General features: G+C 43.8%; 20 protein-coding genes, 1 tRNA gene and 2 pseudogenes. 14 read left to right on the forward strand and 9 right to left on the reverse strand.

Going from position 1 to position 19,987, the window contains the following annotated elements:
• Nucleotides 1-39: 39 nt before the first annotated feature.
• The 3 genes from V2I46_06990 to V2I46_07000 all read right to left on the reverse strand — a co-directional run bounded on the left by V2I46_06990 (nt 40) and on the right by V2I46_07000 (nt 1,834).
• On the reverse strand, nt 40-357 hold the full coding sequence (locus tag V2I46_06990) for a GIY-YIG nuclease family protein (protein MEE4177239.1): 318 nt from the start codon (nt 355-357) through the stop codon (nt 40-42).
• Nucleotides 339-412: transfer RNA gene (locus V2I46_06995), tRNA-Arg, on the reverse strand. Before V2I46_06995 ends, V2I46_06990 begins: the two co-directional genes overlap by 19 nt.
• A gap of 63 nt (nt 413-475) precedes the next feature.
• Entirely contained in the window at nt 476-1,834 is a 1,359-nt protein-coding gene (locus V2I46_07000; protein MEE4177240.1) for an MATE family efflux transporter, read from the reverse strand.
• A gap of 135 nt (nt 1,835-1,969) precedes the next feature.
• Here V2I46_07000 and V2I46_07005 point away from each other — a divergent pair, with 135 nt between their 5' ends.
• The 8 genes from V2I46_07005 to V2I46_07040 all read left to right on the forward strand — a co-directional run bounded on the left by V2I46_07005 (nt 1,970) and on the right by V2I46_07040 (nt 9,989).
• Nucleotides 1,970-2,923 (forward strand): glycosyltransferase family 2 protein, encoded by a 954-nt coding sequence (locus V2I46_07005; GenBank protein MEE4177241.1) that lies wholly within the window; start codon nt 1,970-1,972, stop codon nt 2,921-2,923.
• Nucleotides 2,908-4,047 carry a glycosyltransferase family 4 protein gene (locus tag V2I46_07010; protein MEE4177242.1) on the forward strand — a complete coding sequence of 380 codons (1,140 nt, stop codon included), beginning with the start codon at nt 2,908-2,910 and terminating at the stop codon, nt 4,045-4,047. The genes V2I46_07005 and V2I46_07010 overlap by 16 nt, the downstream gene beginning before the upstream one ends.
• Before the next feature lie 3 nt (nt 4,048-4,050).
• Nucleotides 4,051-4,623 (forward strand): D-sedoheptulose 7-phosphate isomerase, encoded by a 573-nt coding sequence (locus V2I46_07015; protein MEE4177243.1) that lies wholly within the window; start codon nt 4,051-4,053, stop codon nt 4,621-4,623.
• Between the two features lie 102 nt (nt 4,624-4,725).
• On the forward strand, nt 4,726-5,289 hold the full coding sequence (locus tag V2I46_07020) for an HAD-IIIA family hydrolase (protein ID MEE4177244.1): 564 nt from the start codon (nt 4,726-4,728) through the stop codon (nt 5,287-5,289).
• A gap of 24 nt (nt 5,290-5,313) precedes the next feature.
• On the forward strand, nt 5,314-6,105 hold the full coding sequence (locus tag V2I46_07025) for a toxin-antitoxin system YwqK family antitoxin (protein MEE4177245.1): 792 nt from the start codon (nt 5,314-5,316) through the stop codon (nt 6,103-6,105).
• A 79-nt stretch (nt 6,106-6,184) separates the two neighbouring features.
• Complete coding sequence (locus V2I46_07030; GenBank protein ID MEE4177246.1) at nt 6,185-6,853, forward strand: hypothetical protein; 669 nt, start codon at nt 6,185-6,187, stop codon at nt 6,851-6,853.
• A gap of 62 nt (nt 6,854-6,915) precedes the next feature.
• Nucleotides 6,916-8,610 carry a S8 family serine peptidase gene (locus V2I46_07035; protein MEE4177247.1) on the forward strand — a complete coding sequence of 565 codons (1,695 nt, stop codon included), beginning with the start codon at nt 6,916-6,918 and terminating at the stop codon, nt 8,608-8,610.
• An 827-nt stretch (nt 8,611-9,437) separates the two neighbouring features.
• Entirely contained in the window at nt 9,438-9,989 is a 552-nt protein-coding gene (locus V2I46_07040; GenBank protein ID MEE4177248.1) for a helix-turn-helix transcriptional regulator, read from the forward strand.
• A gap of 6 nt (nt 9,990-9,995) precedes the next feature.
• On the opposite strand, the gene ndk is transcribed toward V2I46_07040, so the two are convergent.
• On the reverse strand, nt 9,996-10,418 hold the full coding sequence (ndk, locus tag V2I46_07045; GenBank protein ID MEE4177249.1) for a nucleoside-diphosphate kinase: 423 nt from the start codon (nt 10,416-10,418) through the stop codon (nt 9,996-9,998).
• A 144-nt stretch (nt 10,419-10,562) separates the two neighbouring features.
• Here ndk and V2I46_07050 point away from each other — a divergent pair, with 144 nt between their 5' ends.
• From V2I46_07050 to lgt, 6 genes and pseudogenes are all read left to right on the forward strand, one after another.
• On the forward strand, nt 10,563-11,567 hold the full coding sequence (locus V2I46_07050; GenBank protein ID MEE4177250.1) for a bifunctional oligoribonuclease/PAP phosphatase NrnA: 1,005 nt from the start codon (nt 10,563-10,565) through the stop codon (nt 11,565-11,567).
• 20 nt (nt 11,568-11,587) lie between these two features.
• The gene (locus V2I46_07055) at nt 11,588-12,109 is read left to right on the forward strand and encodes an FKBP-type peptidyl-prolyl cis-trans isomerase (GenBank protein MEE4177251.1); all 522 of its coding nucleotides are present in this window, start codon (nt 11,588-11,590) and stop codon (nt 12,107-12,109) included.
• A 103-nt stretch (nt 12,110-12,212) separates the two neighbouring features.
• Nucleotides 12,213-12,617: pseudogene (locus V2I46_07060) on the forward strand (hypothetical protein).
• Nucleotides 12,618-12,773: 156 nt separating this feature from the next.
• A pseudogene (locus V2I46_07065) lies at nt 12,774-13,100 on the forward strand (FKBP-type peptidyl-prolyl cis-trans isomerase).
• 10 nt (nt 13,101-13,110) lie between these two features.
• Nucleotides 13,111-14,337, forward strand: coding sequence for an FKBP-type peptidyl-prolyl cis-trans isomerase (locus V2I46_07070; protein ID MEE4177252.1), 1,227 nt, complete (start codon nt 13,111-13,113; stop codon nt 14,335-14,337).
• Nucleotides 14,338-14,353: 16 nt separating this feature from the next.
• Nucleotides 14,354-15,160 (forward strand): prolipoprotein diacylglyceryl transferase, encoded by an 807-nt coding sequence (gene lgt / locus V2I46_07075; GenBank protein MEE4177253.1) that lies wholly within the window; start codon nt 14,354-14,356, stop codon nt 15,158-15,160.
• Nucleotides 15,161-15,167: 7 nt separating this feature from the next.
• Here lgt and V2I46_07080 read toward each other — a convergent pair whose 3' ends face one another.
• The 5 genes from V2I46_07080 to V2I46_07100 all read right to left on the reverse strand — a co-directional run bounded on the left by V2I46_07080 (nt 15,168) and on the right by V2I46_07100 (nt 19,962).
• Nucleotides 15,168-15,884, reverse strand: coding sequence for an SAM-dependent methyltransferase (locus tag V2I46_07080; GenBank protein MEE4177254.1), 717 nt, complete (start codon nt 15,882-15,884; stop codon nt 15,168-15,170).
• Between the two features lie 15 nt (nt 15,885-15,899).
• Nucleotides 15,900-16,895, reverse strand: coding sequence for a pyridoxal-phosphate dependent enzyme (locus tag V2I46_07085; GenBank protein ID MEE4177255.1), 996 nt, complete (start codon nt 16,893-16,895; stop codon nt 15,900-15,902).
• Between the two features lie 4 nt (nt 16,896-16,899).
• The gene (locus V2I46_07090; GenBank protein MEE4177256.1) at nt 16,900-17,358 is read right to left on the reverse strand and encodes a low molecular weight protein-tyrosine-phosphatase; all 459 of its coding nucleotides are present in this window, start codon (nt 17,356-17,358) and stop codon (nt 16,900-16,902) included.
• An 84-nt stretch (nt 17,359-17,442) separates the two neighbouring features.
• Nucleotides 17,443-18,894, reverse strand: coding sequence for a chromosomal replication initiator protein DnaA (gene dnaA, locus V2I46_07095; protein MEE4177257.1), 1,452 nt, complete (start codon nt 18,892-18,894; stop codon nt 17,443-17,445).
• A 132-nt stretch (nt 18,895-19,026) separates the two neighbouring features.
• On the reverse strand, nt 19,027-19,962 hold the full coding sequence (locus tag V2I46_07100; GenBank protein MEE4177258.1) for a metallophosphoesterase: 936 nt from the start codon (nt 19,960-19,962) through the stop codon (nt 19,027-19,029).
• Between the last annotated feature and the right edge of the window lie 25 nt (nt 19,963-19,987).

Raw genomic sequence — 19,987 nt, forward strand, 5'->3', positions numbered from 1 at the left:
TCAACCCTGCCTGCCGGCAGGCAGGCTTCTGATCGGCAGTCAAATGCTCTTGTCTTCTAAATATTTTCTCAAGAATTCCCTTCCGATACCTGATTTAAGATACTTTTCATACTTCCTAGCTTCGTTGAGGGCATCAAATTCTTGGGAGTAAACCAAAACCCAGGGTTGGTATGGTTTGGTGGAGAAGTTTTTACTAGAATTGTGTTCTTTTAGTCTCTGGGAAATGTCTTTTGCAAGGCCTTTGTAAAGCCTTTTGTCCACATCACTTTGTATAACATAAACAGTATAACCCATAGCAAAAAAGGCTGCCAATTTTAGTTGACAACCTTTTGTTTTAGTGACTCCGTCAGGATTCAAACCTGAAACCTTCTGATCCGTAGTCAGATGCTCTATTCAGTTGAGCTACGGAGCCATTTGCGGTTGCAAAGATAATATTTTTTCGGGAATGAAAAACGGTTTTTCAAATTTTTTCGTGCTATTCCATGCGCTGGTTGTTGTCGGCGTATTTGACCACGGCTTTTGAACGCCATTTGCCGGTTCGGTAATAGAACCAGGAGAGGAGCCACCCAAAGAACCAGGCCAGGGGGATGCCCCACCAGATGCCATCGGTACCCATTCGCTGGGAGAGGAAATAGGAACCGGGGATGCGAAGGACCCAGAGGGAGAAAAGGGTGATGAACATCGGGACAATGGTGTCGCCGGCACCACGCATAATACCGTTGGTGGTGAACATCGCCGAGAAGAGGATGTAAAAGCTGCTGACGATGACCAGGTATTCATAGCCGATTTGGATGACTTCGGGGTCCGTGGTAAATGCCCCCATCATTTGGCGCCCAAAGAGCCATGCCAACAGGGACACCAACAGCGATATGATGGTTGTCATGGAAAGGGTACTGCGGTAGCCAGCCTTTACCCGTTCGGGCTTGTTGGCACCCAGGTTTTGCCCCACGAAGGTGGACAGGGCCATGGAGAAGTTCATGGCAGGCATTGCGGCCAGAGAGTCGATGCGTCCGGCAATGGTATAGGCCGCAATGGTGCTGGTGCCGAAGCCATTGACGATCCTGAGGAGTGCCATCATCCCCAGTGAGACGAATGTGTGCTGCAGCCCGGTGGGGATGCCAATGCGCAAACTTTTTCGGAAAATGTCGCGGTCGAACACCAGTCCGGAGTAAGACACGCGGATGAGCTGGTGGTAACGGTTGAGGTAATAAACGCTGAGTCCAAAGGAAATTCCCTGGGCGACAACGGTGGCAATGGCCACTCCGGCAATCCCCCATCCAAATACCAGGACAAACAGGAGGTCGAGGAAAATGTTGAGGATGGTGGCGATGATCAGGAAATAAAGAGGTGTCTTGGAGTCACCCAGTCCCCTGAGCACGGCGCTCACGCCATTGTAGCCAAACATTAGCACCAGGCCCAAGGCGAAAATGTTGAAATAGAGGGTAGCGTCCTTCACCAGGTGTTCGGGCAGGGCAAGCAATCTCCAGATGGGCCCAATGAGAACCAGCCCCAGGACCGTAAGGATGACGGAACCAAAGAAAAGGATGATGAAAGCAGTGTCGATGGCCCGCTTCACCTTCTCATAATCCTTGGCGCCGTAATATTGTGAGATGATGATGGTAGTGCCGGTAGTGATACCTATGACCAAACTGATGAGCACAAAGATGACGGGGAAGGAGGCTCCTGCAGCAGCCACGGCATTGGTGCCAATGTATCTGCCAATGATAATGGTGTCAACAATGTTGTATAACTGCTGAAACACATTGCCCAGGAGCATGGGCAGGGCAAATAAAAAAATCTGTTTCCCGGGGGATCCCGTGGTCAGGTCGCGCATTGAAATTTCCGGATTTGCAATACCTTTATTAACAACGGCACAAAGGTATGGTTTTTCAGGTAGTCGATTATTTGGTAAAAAAAAACGTAAATTTGTCGCATAAGTTGAAATTAGGTGCAAATCAAAGTTTTTATGATGGATATTTCGGTGGTAGTGCCCTTATACAATGAAATGGAATCGCTTCCTGAGCTGACGGAATGGATTGCCCGTGTGATGCAGGCAGAAGGATTCAGCTATGAGGTGCTCCTTATAGATGACGGCAGCCGGGATGGTTCCTGGGAGGTGATAGAACGTCTGGCCAAAGGCAATCCTGCGCTTAAGGGGATCCGTTTCCGGCGAAATTACGGGAAGTCAGCGGCACTGAACGTGGGTTTTCAGCACGTTTCGGGCAAAGTGGTCATCACCATGGATGCCGACCTGCAGGACAGCCCCGAAGAGATCCCTGAGCTTTACCAGATGATCCGCAAGGATGGCTTTGACCTTGTGAGTGGCTGGAAAAAGAAGCGGTATGACCCGGTGACCAAGACCATCCCCACCAAATTGTATAATTGGGCTACCCGTTGCGCTACAGGAATCAAGTTACACGATTTCAACTGCGGGTTGAAAGCCTATAAGCTGGAAGTGGTAAAAAGCATTGAAGTCTATGGCGAGATGCACCGTTACATTCCGGTCATTGCTAAGTGGGCTGGTTTTACACACATTGGGGAAAAGGTCGTACATCACCAGAAACGCAAGTATGGTAAGACAAAATTTGGGCTTGAACGCTTTGTAAACGGCTTTCTGGACCTGATGTCCATCACCTTTGTGACGCGTTTCGGGCGCAAGCCCATGCATTTCTTTGGCTTGCTTGGCACCTTGCTCTTCCTTGCAGGTTTGGTGATAGCCCTTTACCTGGCTTATGCCAAGTTCTTTATGATGGGTTACCGGATGACCGACCGCCCCCTATTCTATTTTGGACTGCTGGCAATGGTGCTGGGAACCCAATTGTTCCTGGCGGGCTTCCTCGGGGAACTGATCTCGCGCAGTGCGGCCGACAGAAATCATTATCTCATTGAAAAAACAACCGAGAAACAGTGGCAAAAGTCGTAATATTGGGATCGGCGCATCCCCTGAGAGGCGGTGGGCTGGCGACCTTCAACGAAAGGCTTGCCCGTGCTTTCCAGGATGAAGGGCACGAGGTTATCATCTATACCTTCTCCCTTCAATACCCGGGCTTCCTGTTCCCGGGGAAGACCCAGTACTCGGAAGATCCTGCACCTGAAGGACTGGATATCCGGGTGAAGGTCAACAGCTTGAGCCCATTGAACTGGTGGAAAGTGGGGCGCGAATTGCGTAAACTGAAGCCTGATTTGCTGGTTGTTCGTTACTGGATTCCCTTTATGGCCCCCTGCCTTGGCACCATTGCTTCAATGGTGAAAAAGAATAAACATACACGGGTGGTGGCCATTGCCGATAACATCATCCCACACGAAAAACGCCCTGGAGACCGCCTGTTGACGCATTATTTCGTAAAACGAATACAAGGGTTCGTAACCCTCTCTGAGTCCGTCAGGGAGGATCTGATGCAGTTTGGCGTACCTGAAACGCGCAGTATCTATTGCGCTCATCCGTTGTATGACAACTTTGGAGAATTCCTGCCGATGGAGCAGGCACGCAAGCAACTGGGCATAGCTCATAAGGGCCCCATCGTGCTGTTTTTTGGGTTTATTCGTGATTACAAAGGGCTTGATCTGCTGCTGAAGGCATTTGCCAGTCCAGAGATTAAAGCATTGCCACTGAAATTGCTGGTGGCAGGAGAGTTTTACACCGATCCTGAACCTTATCACGAGCTTGCCGAGGAATTCGGCATGGAGGAACAGGTCCTCTGGCAAACGCATTTCATCCCAAACGAAAAAGTTCGGGAATATTTTTGTGCTGCCAACCTGGTGGCACAACCTTATAAAAGTGCCACGCAAAGCGGGGTGACGCAGGTGGCCTACCATTTTGAGGTTCCTATGCTCGTAACGCGGGTTGGGGGATTGCCTGAGATGGTGCCACATGGAAAGGTGGGTTATGTGGTGGAACCCGAACCAAAAGAGATTTCAAAGGCTATTGCTGAATTCTTTAAGGAGGGCAGGGAAAAGGCCTACAGGGAAAACATAAAGGAAGAAAAAAAACGTTTCACCTGGCAAAAGCTTGTGAATGCCCTGATTGAACAGGGTAATAAGAGATAAACAATGAAGATAAAAAAACAAATAGAAGATTCCATAGGGCTGAAACAGCAAGTGCTTGCTGACCATGAGTTGCTGGAGGAACTGGAGCGGTGCATAGGGGAAATGATTCATTGTTATGAAAAGGGGCATAAGGTGCTCTTGTGCGGGAATGGGGGCAGTGCGGCAGATGCACAGCACCTGGCCGCAGAGTTGTCGGGCCGCTTTTATTTTGACCGGCCACCACTGAATGCTGAAGCGCTTCACGTGAACACCTCGTTTTTAACGGCAGTGGCCAATGACTATTCTTTCGAACAGATCTATGAGCGGATGGTCATGGCACTTGGCAAGGAGGGTGATATGCTGCTGGCATTTAGCACCTCGGGACATTCACCCAATATCGTCAATGCACTGGTTGCAGCTCGCAAACTGGGGATGATCACGGTGGGTTTTACAGGACAGGAGGGAGGCAAAATAAACGAATTCTGCGACATCCTGTTTAAGGTGCCTTCAGCAGATACCCCGCGGATTCAGGAAGTGCACATTTTGCTGGGCCATATTATCTGCGAGAATGTGGAGGAGATATTGTTTAAGTTATAGCACTTTTTGGGCCCCGTGGGACTAAGGCGACGGAAAGTAGTTTAAGTAAAGATAATGAAGATTATTTGTTTTCGTGAAAAAGTGTGCCATTAGCCATTAAAAATGAATTTATTTCCGGATAAAAACTGGACGCTTTTTCTGGACCGTGATGGGGTGTTGAACAGGCGCCTTGAGGGCGATTATGTGAAGCGCAAGGAAGATTTTGAATGGCAGGAAGGGGTATTGGAAAGTCTGGCCTGGTTAAGCGGGGTATTTGGTACGATTGTTGTCGTAACCAATCAGCAGGGTATTGGAAAAGGCCTGATGACAGAAAAGGAGCTGGAACAGATCCACCACAAGATGCTGAACGATTTAAAGCAAGCGGGTGGCCGGATTGACAAGGTTTATTTTTGTCCTGACCTGGAGAACAGCGGAAGCTTTAACCGTAAACCAATGGTGGGTATGGGCTTGCAGGCCAGACGGGATTTCCCGGAAATAAACTTCCGGCAATCAGTCATGGTTGGTGATACGCTCAGTGACATGCGTTTTGGCAAGCGATTAAAAATGAAAACGGTTTTAATTTCGGAAGATTTAACAATGGCCAGGCAACATCACTTCCTTATTGATTTAAGATTCAGCAGCCTTAAGGATTTTTCTAAATGGGCTGAACAGAAATTAAAGAAATAGGCAGATTTTTGTAAATTCGTTGTAATGATAAGGGTGCACAAAAACATTCGAAATATTCTTTTTTTTCTTATCCTTTTTCAGGCTTTTCCGGCCCTTTCACAAGGGAATGGAGTAAACCAGCGGGATGAGGAAGGCAGGCGGCAGGGACCCTGGCAGGGGATTTTTGCAAATGGGATGCTTCGCTACCAGGGGCAGTTTGTGAATGATATACCCCAGGGAACCTTTAGGTACTTTTATCCGGAAGGGGGGTTGCGTGCTGAACTGCATCATGATACATCCAAGGATGTTGTCCCTGCAGTTTACTTTCACAAGAACAACCAGCCCATGGCAACCGGTCAGTTTAAAAACAATCAGAGAACTGGTCTTTGGCGCTTTTTTTCTGAGTCAGGAATTAAACTGGCAGAAACTGAGTACACGGAAGGTCAACTGGAAGGGAAATCCATCACTTTTTTCCCATCGGGAGAAGTGGCAGAAATCGTTGAATACAGCGCTGGGGTTAAACAAGGAGCCTGGCAGCAATTTTATGAAGATGGAAAGGTCAGGCTGCTGGCTAGCTATGAAAACAACGAATTGAATGGCCCCTTCAAATTGTTCTATGAAGATGGAAAGGAACAACTGCTTGCCAACTATAGCAATAACCTTCCTCATGACAGCTGGAAGTTTTTTACCAAAGAAGGTGAATTGGAGAAAGAAGTTATTTATCAGCATGGTATCATTGTGAAAGAGATGATTTATATTGAGCGGGAGGAAGAAATTACCATTCCCCTGGTACCTGACAGCGAAGCTTCGGAAGATATTTTTACCTCTCCGTTTTAATGAGCGCATAGAGGGTATTTCAAACAAATAGATAACTACATATCTTATGAAAATCAGCCGGAATAACTTCTTTAACAAAATGACTTGGTTGATCACTTTAGGCATGGTAGTTTTTTTTACGGGTTGTAAAGAGGAACAGGCAGATCCGACTGAGATGTATTACGCTTATTTTCCAGAAGCAGTTGGTCATTTTGTGATTTATGAAGTGGATTCGGTGGTTTACGACGATTTCACCGGGCAGGTTTTGGAGTTTCAATATGAGGTAAAGGAATTGATTGAAAGCCGTTTAACCGACGGGGAGGAGGGTGAAAGCCTCCGGCTGGAACGTTATATCAGGCCAGATGCCGCATCCTCGTGGGAGATCAAAGATATCTGGCAGGCCAGGGTATTGGCAGACAGAGCTGAAAAAACAGAAGAAAATATCACTTACATCAAACTGGTATTTCCTCCCAAGCTTGGTAAAAAATGGAATGGGAACGCCTATAATACCCTGCCAGAACAGGAATACAGGATTACTGAAGCGCATAAACCCTATCTGATTTCGCCCAGCCTGTCGTTTGATTCAACCATAACTGTATTGCAAAATGATTTCTTTACACTGATCAGTGAAGATTTCCAGCAAGAAATATACGCCAAGGATATTGGGATGGTGTTTAAACGTTTCAGGAAGGTAGATAAAGAAGTGGACGGAACTATTACCCGGGGGGTGGATTATACCTACCAGTTCAAGGCTTTTGGTCAGGAATAAGAATTAAATTGCATATGGGCAAAACCGGTTTTTCTTTCCTTTTAGTCCTGTTATGCCTTCTCATGGCTTTACCAGGGCTTGCCCAGGATGAATTCAAAGCAGGGTATTACTGGATATCTTTCACAGATAAACTGGGCACTCCCTATAACCTCAATCAGCCGGAAGAATTCCTCTCGCCAAGAGCCCTCAGCCGGAGGGTACATCAGGGTATTGCCCTGACCCCAAATGACTTACCACCAAATCCGGCGTATATTGACAGCCTGAAAGCAGATATTGAGGTGCAGGTATTGTATGCAAGCCGCTGGTTGAATGGTGCCATGATTTTAAGCTCGGAGGCAGAAAGCCTTGAAAGGATCCGGAGTTTTCCGTTTGTTTCGGGAACGGAGCTGGTGAAGCCCTTGCCAATTATTTTCCAGAGCATCGGTGATGATCAGGATTTATGGGAGGGGGAAAGGCGGCCTTCGGCCACTCAGACAAATGAAATTGAACTGGCATATGAGGATCTTTTTGGTAAAAAGGCTTGGAGAAGTGTTTTCCACGGTCTGGATCCAGGATATTCTGGGGCATCTATTGATCAAATCAATGGACAAAAATTACTACATGACGGCTATCGCGGTGAAGGGATGTTGATTGCTGTGTTGGATGGCGGCTTTTATGCTGCTGACCAGTTGTCAGTTTTTTCGCATTTATGGGGATCGGGCCGTATCGCCGGTACCAGGGATTTCGTGGAAATACCTGAGAATCTTTATGCCAGCAGTCCCCATGGCACGTATGTATTATCAGTCATGGGTGGATTAAGGCCAGGTGCACTCATGGGAACGGCAATCGAGGCCACCTACTGGTTAATACGGACAGAAGATGTGGCAACCGAATACCTGATAGAAGAGTACAACTGGCTTGCAGGGGCAGAACTGGCCGACAGTCTTGGCGCAGATGTAATCAATTCCTCCCTGGGCTACACCCGTTTTGATGATCCGGAGCAAGATCATTTTTATTCGGATTTGAATGGCGAAACCACTGTGGTTGCAAAAGCCGCCAACAAGGCTTTTGAAAGAGGCATACTGGTGGTGAATAGTGCGGGGAATTATGGGAATCAGACCTGGCGTTATGTCGGGTCTCCTGCCGACAGTTTTGGGGCTTTAAGTATTGGGGCAGTTGATATTGATGGGTTAGTTGCTGGTTTTAGTTCACGTGGCCCTACTGCAGATGGACGTATTAAACCGGATGTTATGGCTCACGGATTAAGTGTTCCGGTAGCTGATTTGTCAGAGGGTGTGGGACTTGCGAGTGGGACCTCTTTCTCAAGCCCTATGATTGCAGGTATGTCAGCTTCGCTCTGGGGAAAATTTCCTCATGTTAGTGCCAGCCAACTGAAAAGAGCCATCATCGAAAGCGGACACCTGTTTCTTCATCCGGATTCTATCTACGGAAACGGTATTCCTGATTTTAACTGGGCTTCCCGTTTGCTGCAATATGATTTTCAACCTGCGGAACAATTAGTCATTTACCCAAATCCTATTTCGCCTTCCTCTTTTTTAACCTTCCACTCGGAAAGTCATCAGCCATTTCATCTTGAAGTATTTGACCTCAGGGGGCAATTGGTTTATAGTGCCGGGGGAGAATCTTTTTTTCCCGGGTATAACCGCATTCAGCCCTTTGAAGAAATGACGCATCTGGATAATGGGGTTTATTTCCTTCGGATGATTTTGAATGCATCGGGAGAATTTTCTGTTGCAAAATTCATTAAGGTCTGGTAAAGATCCTTAATTTCCTTGTTTGCCCTATTTCCAACGTTTTTTCATTGGAATAAAGTTCCTTTTTTTTAACGCATAATGCGCTGAAAGCTAATATTCAAACCTCCACTACAAAGAAAAAAAGACTGTTTTATCTTTTCCCTATTAAAAAATTCAAGGGTCGGGGACAGGAAAGAAAGATTTTTTCTATTCTCAGGGACTTATCGGTTATTACTGGCAAACACTTTCCCGGATAGGGGAAAGTGAACCTTCCATTTAAACCTAATGACTTAGCCTTAAGTCAAACATAAATATACAGAGTAATTTTAAAAAAGTGATAATTGAGATTATTGAATATAAATTCAGATTTAATTCCAATCCCGGGTTTAATTCATTTTTGTAAACAGTCCTAATGTTTAATTATGTAAACCGCAGCTTCATCAGTTAATTACCAAATGTAAATATCCATATTAATCAGGGTTGTACCAATTGTGAATTATGTAATTGATTACAAAAGTTTATTTGTATTGTTAAACTCATAATTATTTCAATACAAAAACCCTTAGTTTAATAATATTGTATTTTATAACCCTATTTTCCAGTTTTTTATGAAATTCAAATTATGTATTACTTCAATAAAAGGAGGAAAAGGTTTATGTTTCCCAGTAAATTAGAAGTTATCATTTAAAATATTGATTTTTATTATTTTATAAGGTTTATAGAAAGTATAAAATTAATGTAAATTATTATTTACAATGGTGAATCATTTAAATTGTTTACAAATTCAATAGTGGGGTTACAATTTTTTATAATTTTATAATATTGTAAATGGTTTAAAAAATTGAATTCAAATGATCGCACGAATACAAAAGATCATTCAATTAAAGAAATTGACTTCTTCGGGTTTTGCCGACAAGGTTGGAGTACCACGATCCACCATCAGTCATATTCTATCGGGCAGGAATAACCCCAGTCTTGAATTTGTTCAGAAGGTTTTGGATTCCTTTCCTGAAATTCGGACTGAATGGCTTATTCGTGGAGATGGCCATATGTTAAAGGCGAGCAACACACTTTTCCCTGATGAGGACTTTGAAATTTCTGCTGAGCTTGAGGCCCCTTTAGAAGAAATGTCAGGTATGTCAGGAGAAGAAAAGGAAATGTCAGGAAAAACTTTTCAAGATGAAAATGAAAAGATAAGTCTCTCCAGGATCCAAGCCATGCAGGAAATATTGAAATCTGAAGGGGATAAGAAAATAGCAGAAAAAGAAGATAAACCTGACAAGACCATGATATCAGCTGTCAAAAATACTGACATTTCTGATAAATGTAAGAATAAAGCCATCCGGGTTATGTTGTTTTATGCTGATGGCACATTTTTTGAATACTTTCCAGGAGAGCAATAAGATCCTTTAGAAGCGTTCAAGTTCAGAAAAGAAGAAGTTGGCTTCGCGAATGGCATTTTCGTCGGAGTCTGATCCGTGGACGGCATTTTGTTCGATGCTGGCGCCAAATAGTTTTCTAAGCGTACCTTCCTCGGCCTTGGTGGGGTCAGTGGCACCAATCAGGAGGCGATAATCCTCCACTGCATTTCCCTTTTCCAGGATGGCGGCTACGATGGGGCCATTTGACATAAAGCGGGTAAGACGTTCAAAAAATGGTTTCTCGCGGTGCACTTCATAAAAGGCTTCAGCCTGTTGAAGGGACAAGTGAAGGTATTTCATTGCAATTATTCGGAATCCTGCTTCATTGATCCGGGCAAGGATAGGTCCAACGTAACCATGCTTTACAGCATATGGTTTTATCATGGTAAGGGTGGTGTTGCCTTTGGCCATTATGGGTAGAATTATTGGTGCCTTCTGTTATACAAGTTAACAAGGTAATTAGATTGCATAAAAATAATTAATTTGATGGGTAAAAAACAAACTCAGTCTTTTTTTTTACCTTTGTTCAACTTTAAAAAAAAATATAGCTGGGAATTGGACCCTACAAGCATCAACCAGGTTAATAACCTTCTTTCAGATAAGGATCAGCCCATAGCCATTATTACCCACACCAATCCAGACGGAGACGCCCTGGGCTCCTCCCTTGGGTTGTACGGTTATTTGCAACTTTCGGGTTATAAGGATGTGCGTTTTATCAGTCCTGACCCTTATCCTTCCTTTTTGCAATGGATGCCCTGGGAGCAGGAGAGCATTATAGCCAGTCAGTTTCCTGAACGTGCTGAAAAAGCCATATTGGGTGCAGCCGTTGTTTTTTGTCTTGATTTCAATGGCATGGGCAGGGTTAATCATCTTGAAGATTCGCTGAGGAGATCAAAAGGGAAAAAGATACTGATAGATCATCATCCCCAACCTGAACCTGTGTTTGATTTTGTGTTTTCGAATACCAGGGTAAGCAGTACGGCCGAATTATTGTATGACTTTATTGTGGCTCTTGGAGGCGAAAATAAAATAGACCGCAGGGTTGCTGAATGCTTGTACGCCGGGATTGTTACCGATACCGGGTCTTTCAGTTACGGTTGCAATGAGCCAAAAACATATGAGATTACTGCCCGCCTCATCGGGCTTGGGGTGGATGGGGAACATTTACACCGGCTTATTTACAATACCTATTCAGCTGACCGCATACGCCTGCTTGGTTATTGTTTAAGTGAAAAACTTAAAGTGTTACCTGAGGAACAGGCTGCCTATATTAGTCTTTCAGCAAAGGACCTGGAAAGATTCAATCATCAGGATGGAGATACTGAAGGAGTTGTAAATTATGCCATGAGCATTGAGAACATTCATCTGGCTGCATTGTTTATAGAGAAGTCAGACCATGTGAAGATATCTTTCCGCTCGGCGGGAGACGTGGATGTGAATATGCTCGCCCGCGAATTTTTCAATGGGGGTGGACATCGCAATGCTGCAGGAGGGAAAAGCTTTGACAGCCTGGAAGAAACTGTCAGGTGCTTTGAAGAAGTAATTAAAAAGGGGCAGTAATAAATTTGATCGGGGAAAAAATGCGCATTTTGACTGGCTTTTTCGTTGTCTTGATTTTATGGTTTGCTGCTTGCCAACGGACCGGGGAAGAGCAAAAGGTCCCGGATTCAGAACAAATCAGGGAAACCCTGGAGGAAACCAATAAGATTTTGCTTGAGTCGGAAAAGCAGGAAATTAAGGATTTTATTGCCCGTTATGGCTGGGAAATGCAAGAAACCGGAACAGGGCTTTGGTACCAGGTTTATAAAGCTGGGGATGGCGAAAAGGCCAAGGAGGGAAATATCGCCCTCATCCATTACAGCATTCACTTGCTTACCGGGGATCTCGTGTATTCTTCGGCAACAGATGGTGCCAAGGAATTCAAAATAGGGCGCGGGGGTGTAGAATCCGGCCTTGAAGAAGGGATTCTTTTTCTACGTGAGGGAGATAAGGCCCGTTTTATCATGCCCTCACATCTTGCCCATGGGGTGCCTGGAGATGGGGTGAAGATTCCTTCACGGGCAACGATTGTTTATGATGTTGAACTCATTGAAATCAAGTAATTTACAACAAAACTTTTAAAAACGAGCATGTTCGTAAAACCATCACAAGGATGAGATATTCACATGCGGGACTCATCCAATTAACTTTTCAAATAAAAACAGAATGAAAAACCTGAGAATCTTAATTATTTTGTTACTTGCTGTTTTCGTTGCAGCGTGTTCAAACAGCCCGCATAAGGGATTCAAAGAAAATGATAATGGAATATATTATCGTTTTCATGAAAAAGCCGACGGGGTAAAGCCTGAAGTTGGTAAGCTGGTATCCATGACCATGGTTTACAGTGATTCCAAAGGCGAGGTTTTGCTTGACAGTCGGGAAACCGGAATTCCTTTTGTACTGGAGTTTATCGAACCTGAATATCCCGGAGATATTTATGAAGCCATTGGCATGATGTCGGTAGGTGACAGTGCATCCTTTATTATTGATGCAGAACAATTTTTTACTACAACTGCCCAAATGCCCATGATACCGGAGACCATTGAACCGGGATCACATCTGACTTTCGATATTAAACTCTTAAATGTAATGACAGAGGACGAATATATGGAAGAGCAGAAAGTTCTTGCTGAAGAACAGATGCGAGAGAATGAGGTACGTGCCGGTGCTGAGGAAGGACTTCTGCAGGATTATCTTGCAGAAAACAACATCACAATTCCTGCGCTTGAGAGCGGTTTAATTTATGTTGAGAAAGAAAAAGGAACCGGTGCAAAAGCAGAAGCGGGCAAAACCGTTGCCGTTCATTATGAAGGCCGTTTGCTTGATGGGACAGTTTTCGATTCAAGCCTGGAGCGTGGTGAACCCATTGAATTTCCCTTGGGTGTTGGACAAGTTATTCCCGGCTGGGATGAAGGCATCAGCCTGATGCAAGTGGGTGGGAAAGCCCAGTTGATTATTCCGTCACACCTTGCCTATGGCGAGCGCGGTGCTGGCAATCTTATCCCTGCTTATTCCACACTGGTATTTGACGTGGAACTTGTTGAGGTAAAATAATGAACCAGTCATGAAAAAGCACACGCAAGAAAGAAGGTTTCATTTAAGATTCCTAAGGGAGCAAGTTGTACCCATAATCAGTGTGATAGCTTTTCTTATGGTTCCGGGATGTCGTAGTATCCAATTACAGCAGGCTGGGGATGAGTCTCCAGTCATGAAAAGTACAGAATCGGGGCTTCAATATGCCATTATCCCTGAAGGAGATGGTGAATTGGCTAAGGATGGTGACCTGGTTTTTGTGCATTATTCAGGCAGCCTTGAAGATGGCTCTGTTTTTGACAGTTCCCATGATCGTGGTGAACCCATCTCTTTTAAATTAGGTGCCGGACAGGTCATAGCTGGTTGGGAAGAAGGGATTAAAATGCTTAGAAAAGGTGATAAAGCCACCTTTATCATACCCCCTCAATTGGCATATGGTGAAAACGCCATTGGGCCTATACCAGCCAATGCCACTCTGACTTTTTCCCTGGAACTGATTGATATTGTAAATCCAGCAGCGCCATTGAATGCTGAGGGTTTAAAAGGTATAACGACTGAGAACGGGGTAAAAATTTTCGTTTTCCGTGAAGGAGATGGTGCTAAGCTTGATTCCAATATGCGTGTGAAGGTACACTACAATGGCTTTCTTGAGAATGACACGCTTTTTGACGCCTCGTATGAGCGAGGAAACCCCATTGAGTTTGTTCTTGGCCGGGGGATGGTTATCCCCGGCCTAGAGGATGGATTAAAACATCTAAAAGTTGGGGCTCAGGCAAAAATATGGATTCCATATCAACTTGCTTATGGTGAGCGAGGCAGGGGTCCAATTCCCGCGCAGGCTAACCTTATATTTGATGTGGAGGTTTTAGATGCTGTAATTGTTGAGAATCCAAAACCTTTTGACGTGGAAGACCTGCCGATTGTGTCCACTGAATCCGGACTTCAATATATTGTTTTAAAAGAAGGAGAAGGAGAATTACCAATACCTGGCAATCTTCTTCTCGTTCATTATTCGGGGTATCTTGAAGATGGCACTTTATTTGACTCCTCCGTTCAGCGGGGTGAACCCTTCCGGTTTATCCTGGGAAGTAACCAAGTGATTCCAGCTTGGGATGAAGGTTTTGCTTTGTTAAAGAAAGGCAGCAAAGTCAGGTTTATTGTTCCTCCTGAACTTGGATATGGTGATCGGGAAGTAGGCCCCATTCCTGCAGGCTCTAAGCTGATTTTTGATGTCGAGTTGATAGATTTTCAAAATTAATAATGACTGTATGAATATTTTGCAAATCACATGGGATGCGAGTCCCATAATCTTTGAACTCGGTCCCCTAGCTGTTCGCTGGTATGGTCTGTTTTGGGCCCTTTCCTTTTATCTCGGTTACGAAATCATGTACCGTATTTTTAAGTGGGAAGGCATTCCTCTTCAGCAAGTGGATAAACTCTTGTTATACATAGCCATCGGTACTGTAGCTGGGGCAAGACTGGGACATTGTTTCTTTTACGATTTCAGCTACTATATTCAAAACCCCCTTGAAATACTGATGATTTGGAAGGGCGGCCTGGCCAGCCATGGTGGTGCCATAGGAATCATTTTAGCCCTTTATTACTATCAGAAGAAGGTAAGCAATAAGTCCTATGCCTGGCTTTTAGACCGTTTGGTGATACCCATTTCCCTTGGCGCCTTCTTTATTCGGATGGGAAATTTGATGAATTCAGAGATATATGGGCATCAGACAGATCTTCCCTGGGGATTTATCTTTGTCAGGGCAGGAGAGGTTGTGCCAAAGCATCCCACGCAATTCTACGAAGGGATTCCTTACCTGCTTTTGTTCCTTTTGCTTGGATATTTGTACCTGAAAAAGATCAAAGTTCTTCCACCCGCCTTCCTGCTTTCACTTTTTGCAATCATCATGTTTACCGTAAGGTTCCTGGTTGAGCTTGTGAAAGAGGATCAATCGGCTTTTGAAGCCAATATGAGCCTTAATATGGGCCAGTGGCTAAGTCTTCCACTCATTGTTGCTGGTATACTTGTCATGATCAGGTCCCTGAAACAGAAGCCTAAAGGGGAAAAGAAAAAAGGTTGATGAAGTCCTATGAATGATACAAAAGGAAAATGCTCGTCCGTTTATGCAGGTCGGGCATTTCTTTTTTCCAAAAGCCAATGGGCTGGGTTTTGATAAATTCTACTGGCAGCGTCAGGTCGCACGCCACACAAAGGAGGGTATCTCTTCTTAGGGTAGAAACCATGTGATCCATTAGCTGGTTGTTTCTGAAAGGGGTTTCCATAAAGATCTGAGTCTGCCCTTCGTTCCACGCTTTTTGTTCCAGGTTTTTTAGTTTGCTTGTCCTTTCTGGTTTTTGAATTGGCAGGTATCCATTGAAGGCAAAGTTTTGTCCATTGAACCCTGAAGCCATCAGTGCCAGCAGGATGGAGGAAGGACCCACCAAAGGAATGACCCTAATGTTTTTTTGGTGGGCAATGGCAACGATTGCCTGCCCTGGATCGGCAATACAAGGGCACCCCGCCTCTGACAACAATCCAATAGACTTTCCTTTCAAAGCAGCGTTAAGGTATCCGCTAATCTCTATGGGTTTGGTATGTTTATTAAGCAAATGAAAGGGGACATCCTCAAAAGGGCGCGAAAAACCAGCAGAACGAAGAAAACGCCGGGCAGTTCTGACATTCTCAACAATAAACTCGTCCAATTGGTTTACCAAGGCAACATTGGCTGAAGGCCATATGGATGTAATATCATCCCCTCCCAATGACGCGGGTATTAAATACAAATTACCACCTCCGTAATTCATTGCTCATAATTTTTATTAACGTTTGCTAAAAGAGGTATCATTTAACCAGGGTAAGCGGAACAGATCGGTATTACCACCGGAGAGGATCAGCCCAACCCGTTTCCCAGCAAACATATCTTTATTTTCAAACATAACCGCCAATGGTAAAACGCCACTTGGTTCCACGATAATCTTCATTCTTTCCCAAATCAACTTCATCGTGGAAACAATGGTTTCTTCTGAAGCGGTAAGAATATCTTCAACTCCATTTAGGATAATAGGATAAGTAAGACTCCCAAGGGATGTTCTTAAACCATCTGCAATGGTTTGAGGGTTCTGAGAGGGAATGAATTTTTTGTTCTTGAAAGATTGCCAGGCATCATTGGCTTGCAGGGGTTCGCCTGCCATAACTTTCACCTTGGGAGCAAAATACCTTGCTGACAGAATAGTGCCGCTAAGAAGTCCGCCTCCACCGACAGGGGCTATTACAATATCCAAGTCTTTAATCTCTTCAAGCAGTTCCGCACAGGCAGTGGCTTGGCCCGCAATGATCCTGTAATCGTTATAAGGGTGGATTTCGATGGCTCCGGTTCTTTCAATGACCTTCTGCAACGTTGCTTCCCTGGCCTGTAAAGTAGGCATACAGAATGTGATATCACCCCCATAACCTTTAACGGCATCCACTTTTATCTCAGGTGCATTCTCTGGCATCACGATATGGGCTTTAATCCCCCGCATATTGGCGGCTAAAGCTAAAGCCTGGGCGTGGTTTCCTGAAGAATGGGTGCATACTCCAAGTTCAGCATCCGCATTACTTAATGTCATAACGGCGTGAGAGGCTCCCCTGAATTTAAAGGCGCCACCTTTCTGAAAATTTTCACATTTAAAAAAGAGGCTAGCCCCCAAAATCTGATTGAATGTTTGAGAAGTCAGGACAGGTGTTTTGTGAATACAAGGGGCAATAATTTTCCTAACCTTAATAATATCCTCTGCTCCAGGAATATCAGAATTATGAGAAAAAACATTTGCCATAAAATCAATTTTTAAGTTTACCTAAAATAGCCTCACACCCATCGTCGAGCAATCTAAACACCTTCTCGAAACCTTCCTTTCCACCATAATATGGGTCTGGAACCTCTTTCTCTTCGTCAGGGAAAAGATTATCCAGAATCAGATTGACTTTCCGTTTGTCTTTATCAGAGCGCGCTTTTCTGATAATATTACTAAAATTTTCCTGGTCCATGGCAAAAATATAGTCAAAGTGATCAAAATCAGAAACATTAAAAGCTCTTGCAACCTGACCTGAAATATCTATCCCATATTTTGAGGCAATGTCAATGGATCTTGGATCTGGTGGCTCACCAATATGATAGGAAGCGGTCCCAGCTGAATCCACTTTTCCCTCCAGGCCATAATTTTTAAATTTTTCCTTCATAATACCTTCGGCCAGAGGCGACCTGCAAATATTACCTAAACAAACCATCAAAATCCTCATGTTGACTCTTTGAAAAAATAAAAAAACCCGGGAACAAAGATAATTTTTTGTTTCCGGGCTAAAACCCAAAAAATGAAAAGAAAATCAAAGTTTTATTTTAATGATGTTCTCAATTTCATCCACGTATTTCTTAAAATTTTTGTCGGTATCAGCCAGGTTTTTAACTGTTTTGCAAGCGTGCAGTACGGTAGCATGGTCTCTGTTACCACACTTGCTTCCAATGGCAGCCAGGGAAGATTTGGTATAGTTTTTGGAGAAAAACATGGCAAGCTGCCTCGCCTGGACAATTTCACGTTTACGGGTCTTGGATTGAATCTTTTCGACAGGGATGCTAAAATAGTCACAAACCACTTTCTGGATATATTCGACTGTAATTTCTTTCGGTGTGTTTTTTACAAACTTCTCGATGACCTTCAATGCAAGTTCAGGTGTAATCTCTTTCTTATTCATTGAGGATTGAGCCAGGATGGAGATCAGGGCTCCTTCCATTTCCCGGATATTGCTGGTAATCCTGGAGGCAATGAGTTCCACCACTTCCTGTGGCATTTCTACACCATCGTTGTATAACTTTTTTTGCAGGATAGCAATCCGGGTTTCATAATCTGGCGCCTGTAAATCTGCAGAAAGACCCCATTTAAACCTGGAAAGCAATCTGGGTTCAAAGCCTTTCATTTCCACAGGTGGCAAATCGCTGGTGATGATAATTTGCTTGCCATTTTGATGGAGGTGGTTAAAAATGTGGAAAAAGACATCTTGGGTTTTTTCCTTTCCTGCCAGGCAATAGATATCGTCAACAATCAAGACATCAATCATTTGGTAGAAATGAATAAAATCGTTTTGATTGTTGTTTCTTACTGAATCTACAAACTGGTTGGTAAACTGCTCTGATGAAATATAGAGAACGGTCTTCTCGGGAAAGTTGTTTTTTACTTCAATGCCAATGGCATGCGCCAGGTGGGTTTTTCCCAAACCATTTGCGCTATAAATTAACAAGGGGTTAAAACTGGTTTTCCCAGGATTCTGACCAACTGCAAGACCAGCACTTCGGGCCAAACGATTACAGTCACCCTGGATAAAATTATCGAAATTGTAAGAATCAATAAGCTGAGGATGGATGTTCAGTTTTTTTAGCCCGGGAATGACAAAAGGGTTGGGTATGGATTTTCCCTGCTCTTTGTTCAGGTCGATGGGCATGCTAACCGGAGGGTTCTTCAGTGCCTTTTTATTCAGGGTTGGAGCACTGACAGTGTAAGGATTGGCAGGGGAAGCATGAAAATTAGTATCCATAATAATGCTGTACTCCAGTCTGCCTTCAGGACCTAACTCTCTTTTAATGGTTTTCTTTAGCAAATCAATGAAGTGTTCCTCAAGCCATTCATAAAAAAACTGGCTGGGAACCTGAATGGTAAGAATACTGTTCTCCAATTTCACAGGTTTAATGGGTGCAAACCAAGTATTAAAACTATTGGGACTGATATTATCCCTGATAATACTTAAGCACCTTGACCAAACCCTTTCGTGTACTCTCTCCATCATCCTGTACTTAACTTCCTATGAAAAAAATCTTGCTAATTTTCCTTTTTGATTGATTCTCAGACATTGCAAAAAAGAAAAGGCCTCAATTGATTTGTTAACAAATTTTACTGAAAAATAGTTAATAAAAAAACATTAAGCCTCTTGATTTTTATAAATTTTTGTTGTAATGGATTCGACAAGTTTTTCTTCTGAGGAAGGATCAAAGATTACCTCGATTTTTCCCAATCGAACACCACCCGATCCAGTTTGTCCAATTATTACATCCTGATTTCTCATGTTCTTCTCAATTACCGCAGGGTCGAGAAGAGTATGTGTATGCCCGCCGATGATAATGTCAGTCCAGCGGGTTTGACGAGCCACGACAACATCGCTTACTTTGTCATGATTATAACTAAACCCAAGGTGTGAGAGACAAACAATTAACTGGCACTCATGTTGATTTTTTAAAGTTTCTTCTGTAGCACGAGCCACTTCAACGGGATCATTGTATTTCAGTCCGGCAAACATACTTGGAGCCACTAAGCCACGCAATTCAATTCCAAGTCCATAGATTCCCACTTTGATGCCATTCCTTTTCAAAACAATAAAGGGTTGGATCTTACCTTTCAGGAGTGTATCTGAAAAATCGTAGTTGGCATTTACAAACGGAAATTGAGCATGTTTGATTGCATTATTAAATCCATAAACCCCATTATCAAATTCATGGTTACCCAATGTGGCCGCATCATACCCTAATGTACTCATAAGTTTTAATTCAACTTCTCCTCCAAACATATTGTAATAAGGAGTTCCCTGGAAGAAATCCCCAGCATCCAGCAAGAGCAATTCAGGATCCTCAAATCTTAGCTGCTTAATCATGGCCGCTCGCCGGGCATAGCCACCCATGTCTGGAAAATTAGGATCGTTTTGAGGGTATGGATCAATCCGACTGTGGGTATCATTGGTATGAAGAATGGTAATTTTTTTCTTACTGCTTTTCATAGCTGCCATAACAGGAAATCCCCCAAAAGTAGCGGCTCCTGTTAGACCCGCCATGGCAATAAATTTTCTTCGACTGATAGTATGCATTTTCTTAACAATTTTTGACAATCGA

The organism is Bacteroides sp. (assembly GCA_036351255.1).
Taxonomy (GTDB): domain Bacteria; phylum Bacteroidota; class Bacteroidia; order Bacteroidales; family UBA7960; genus UBA7960.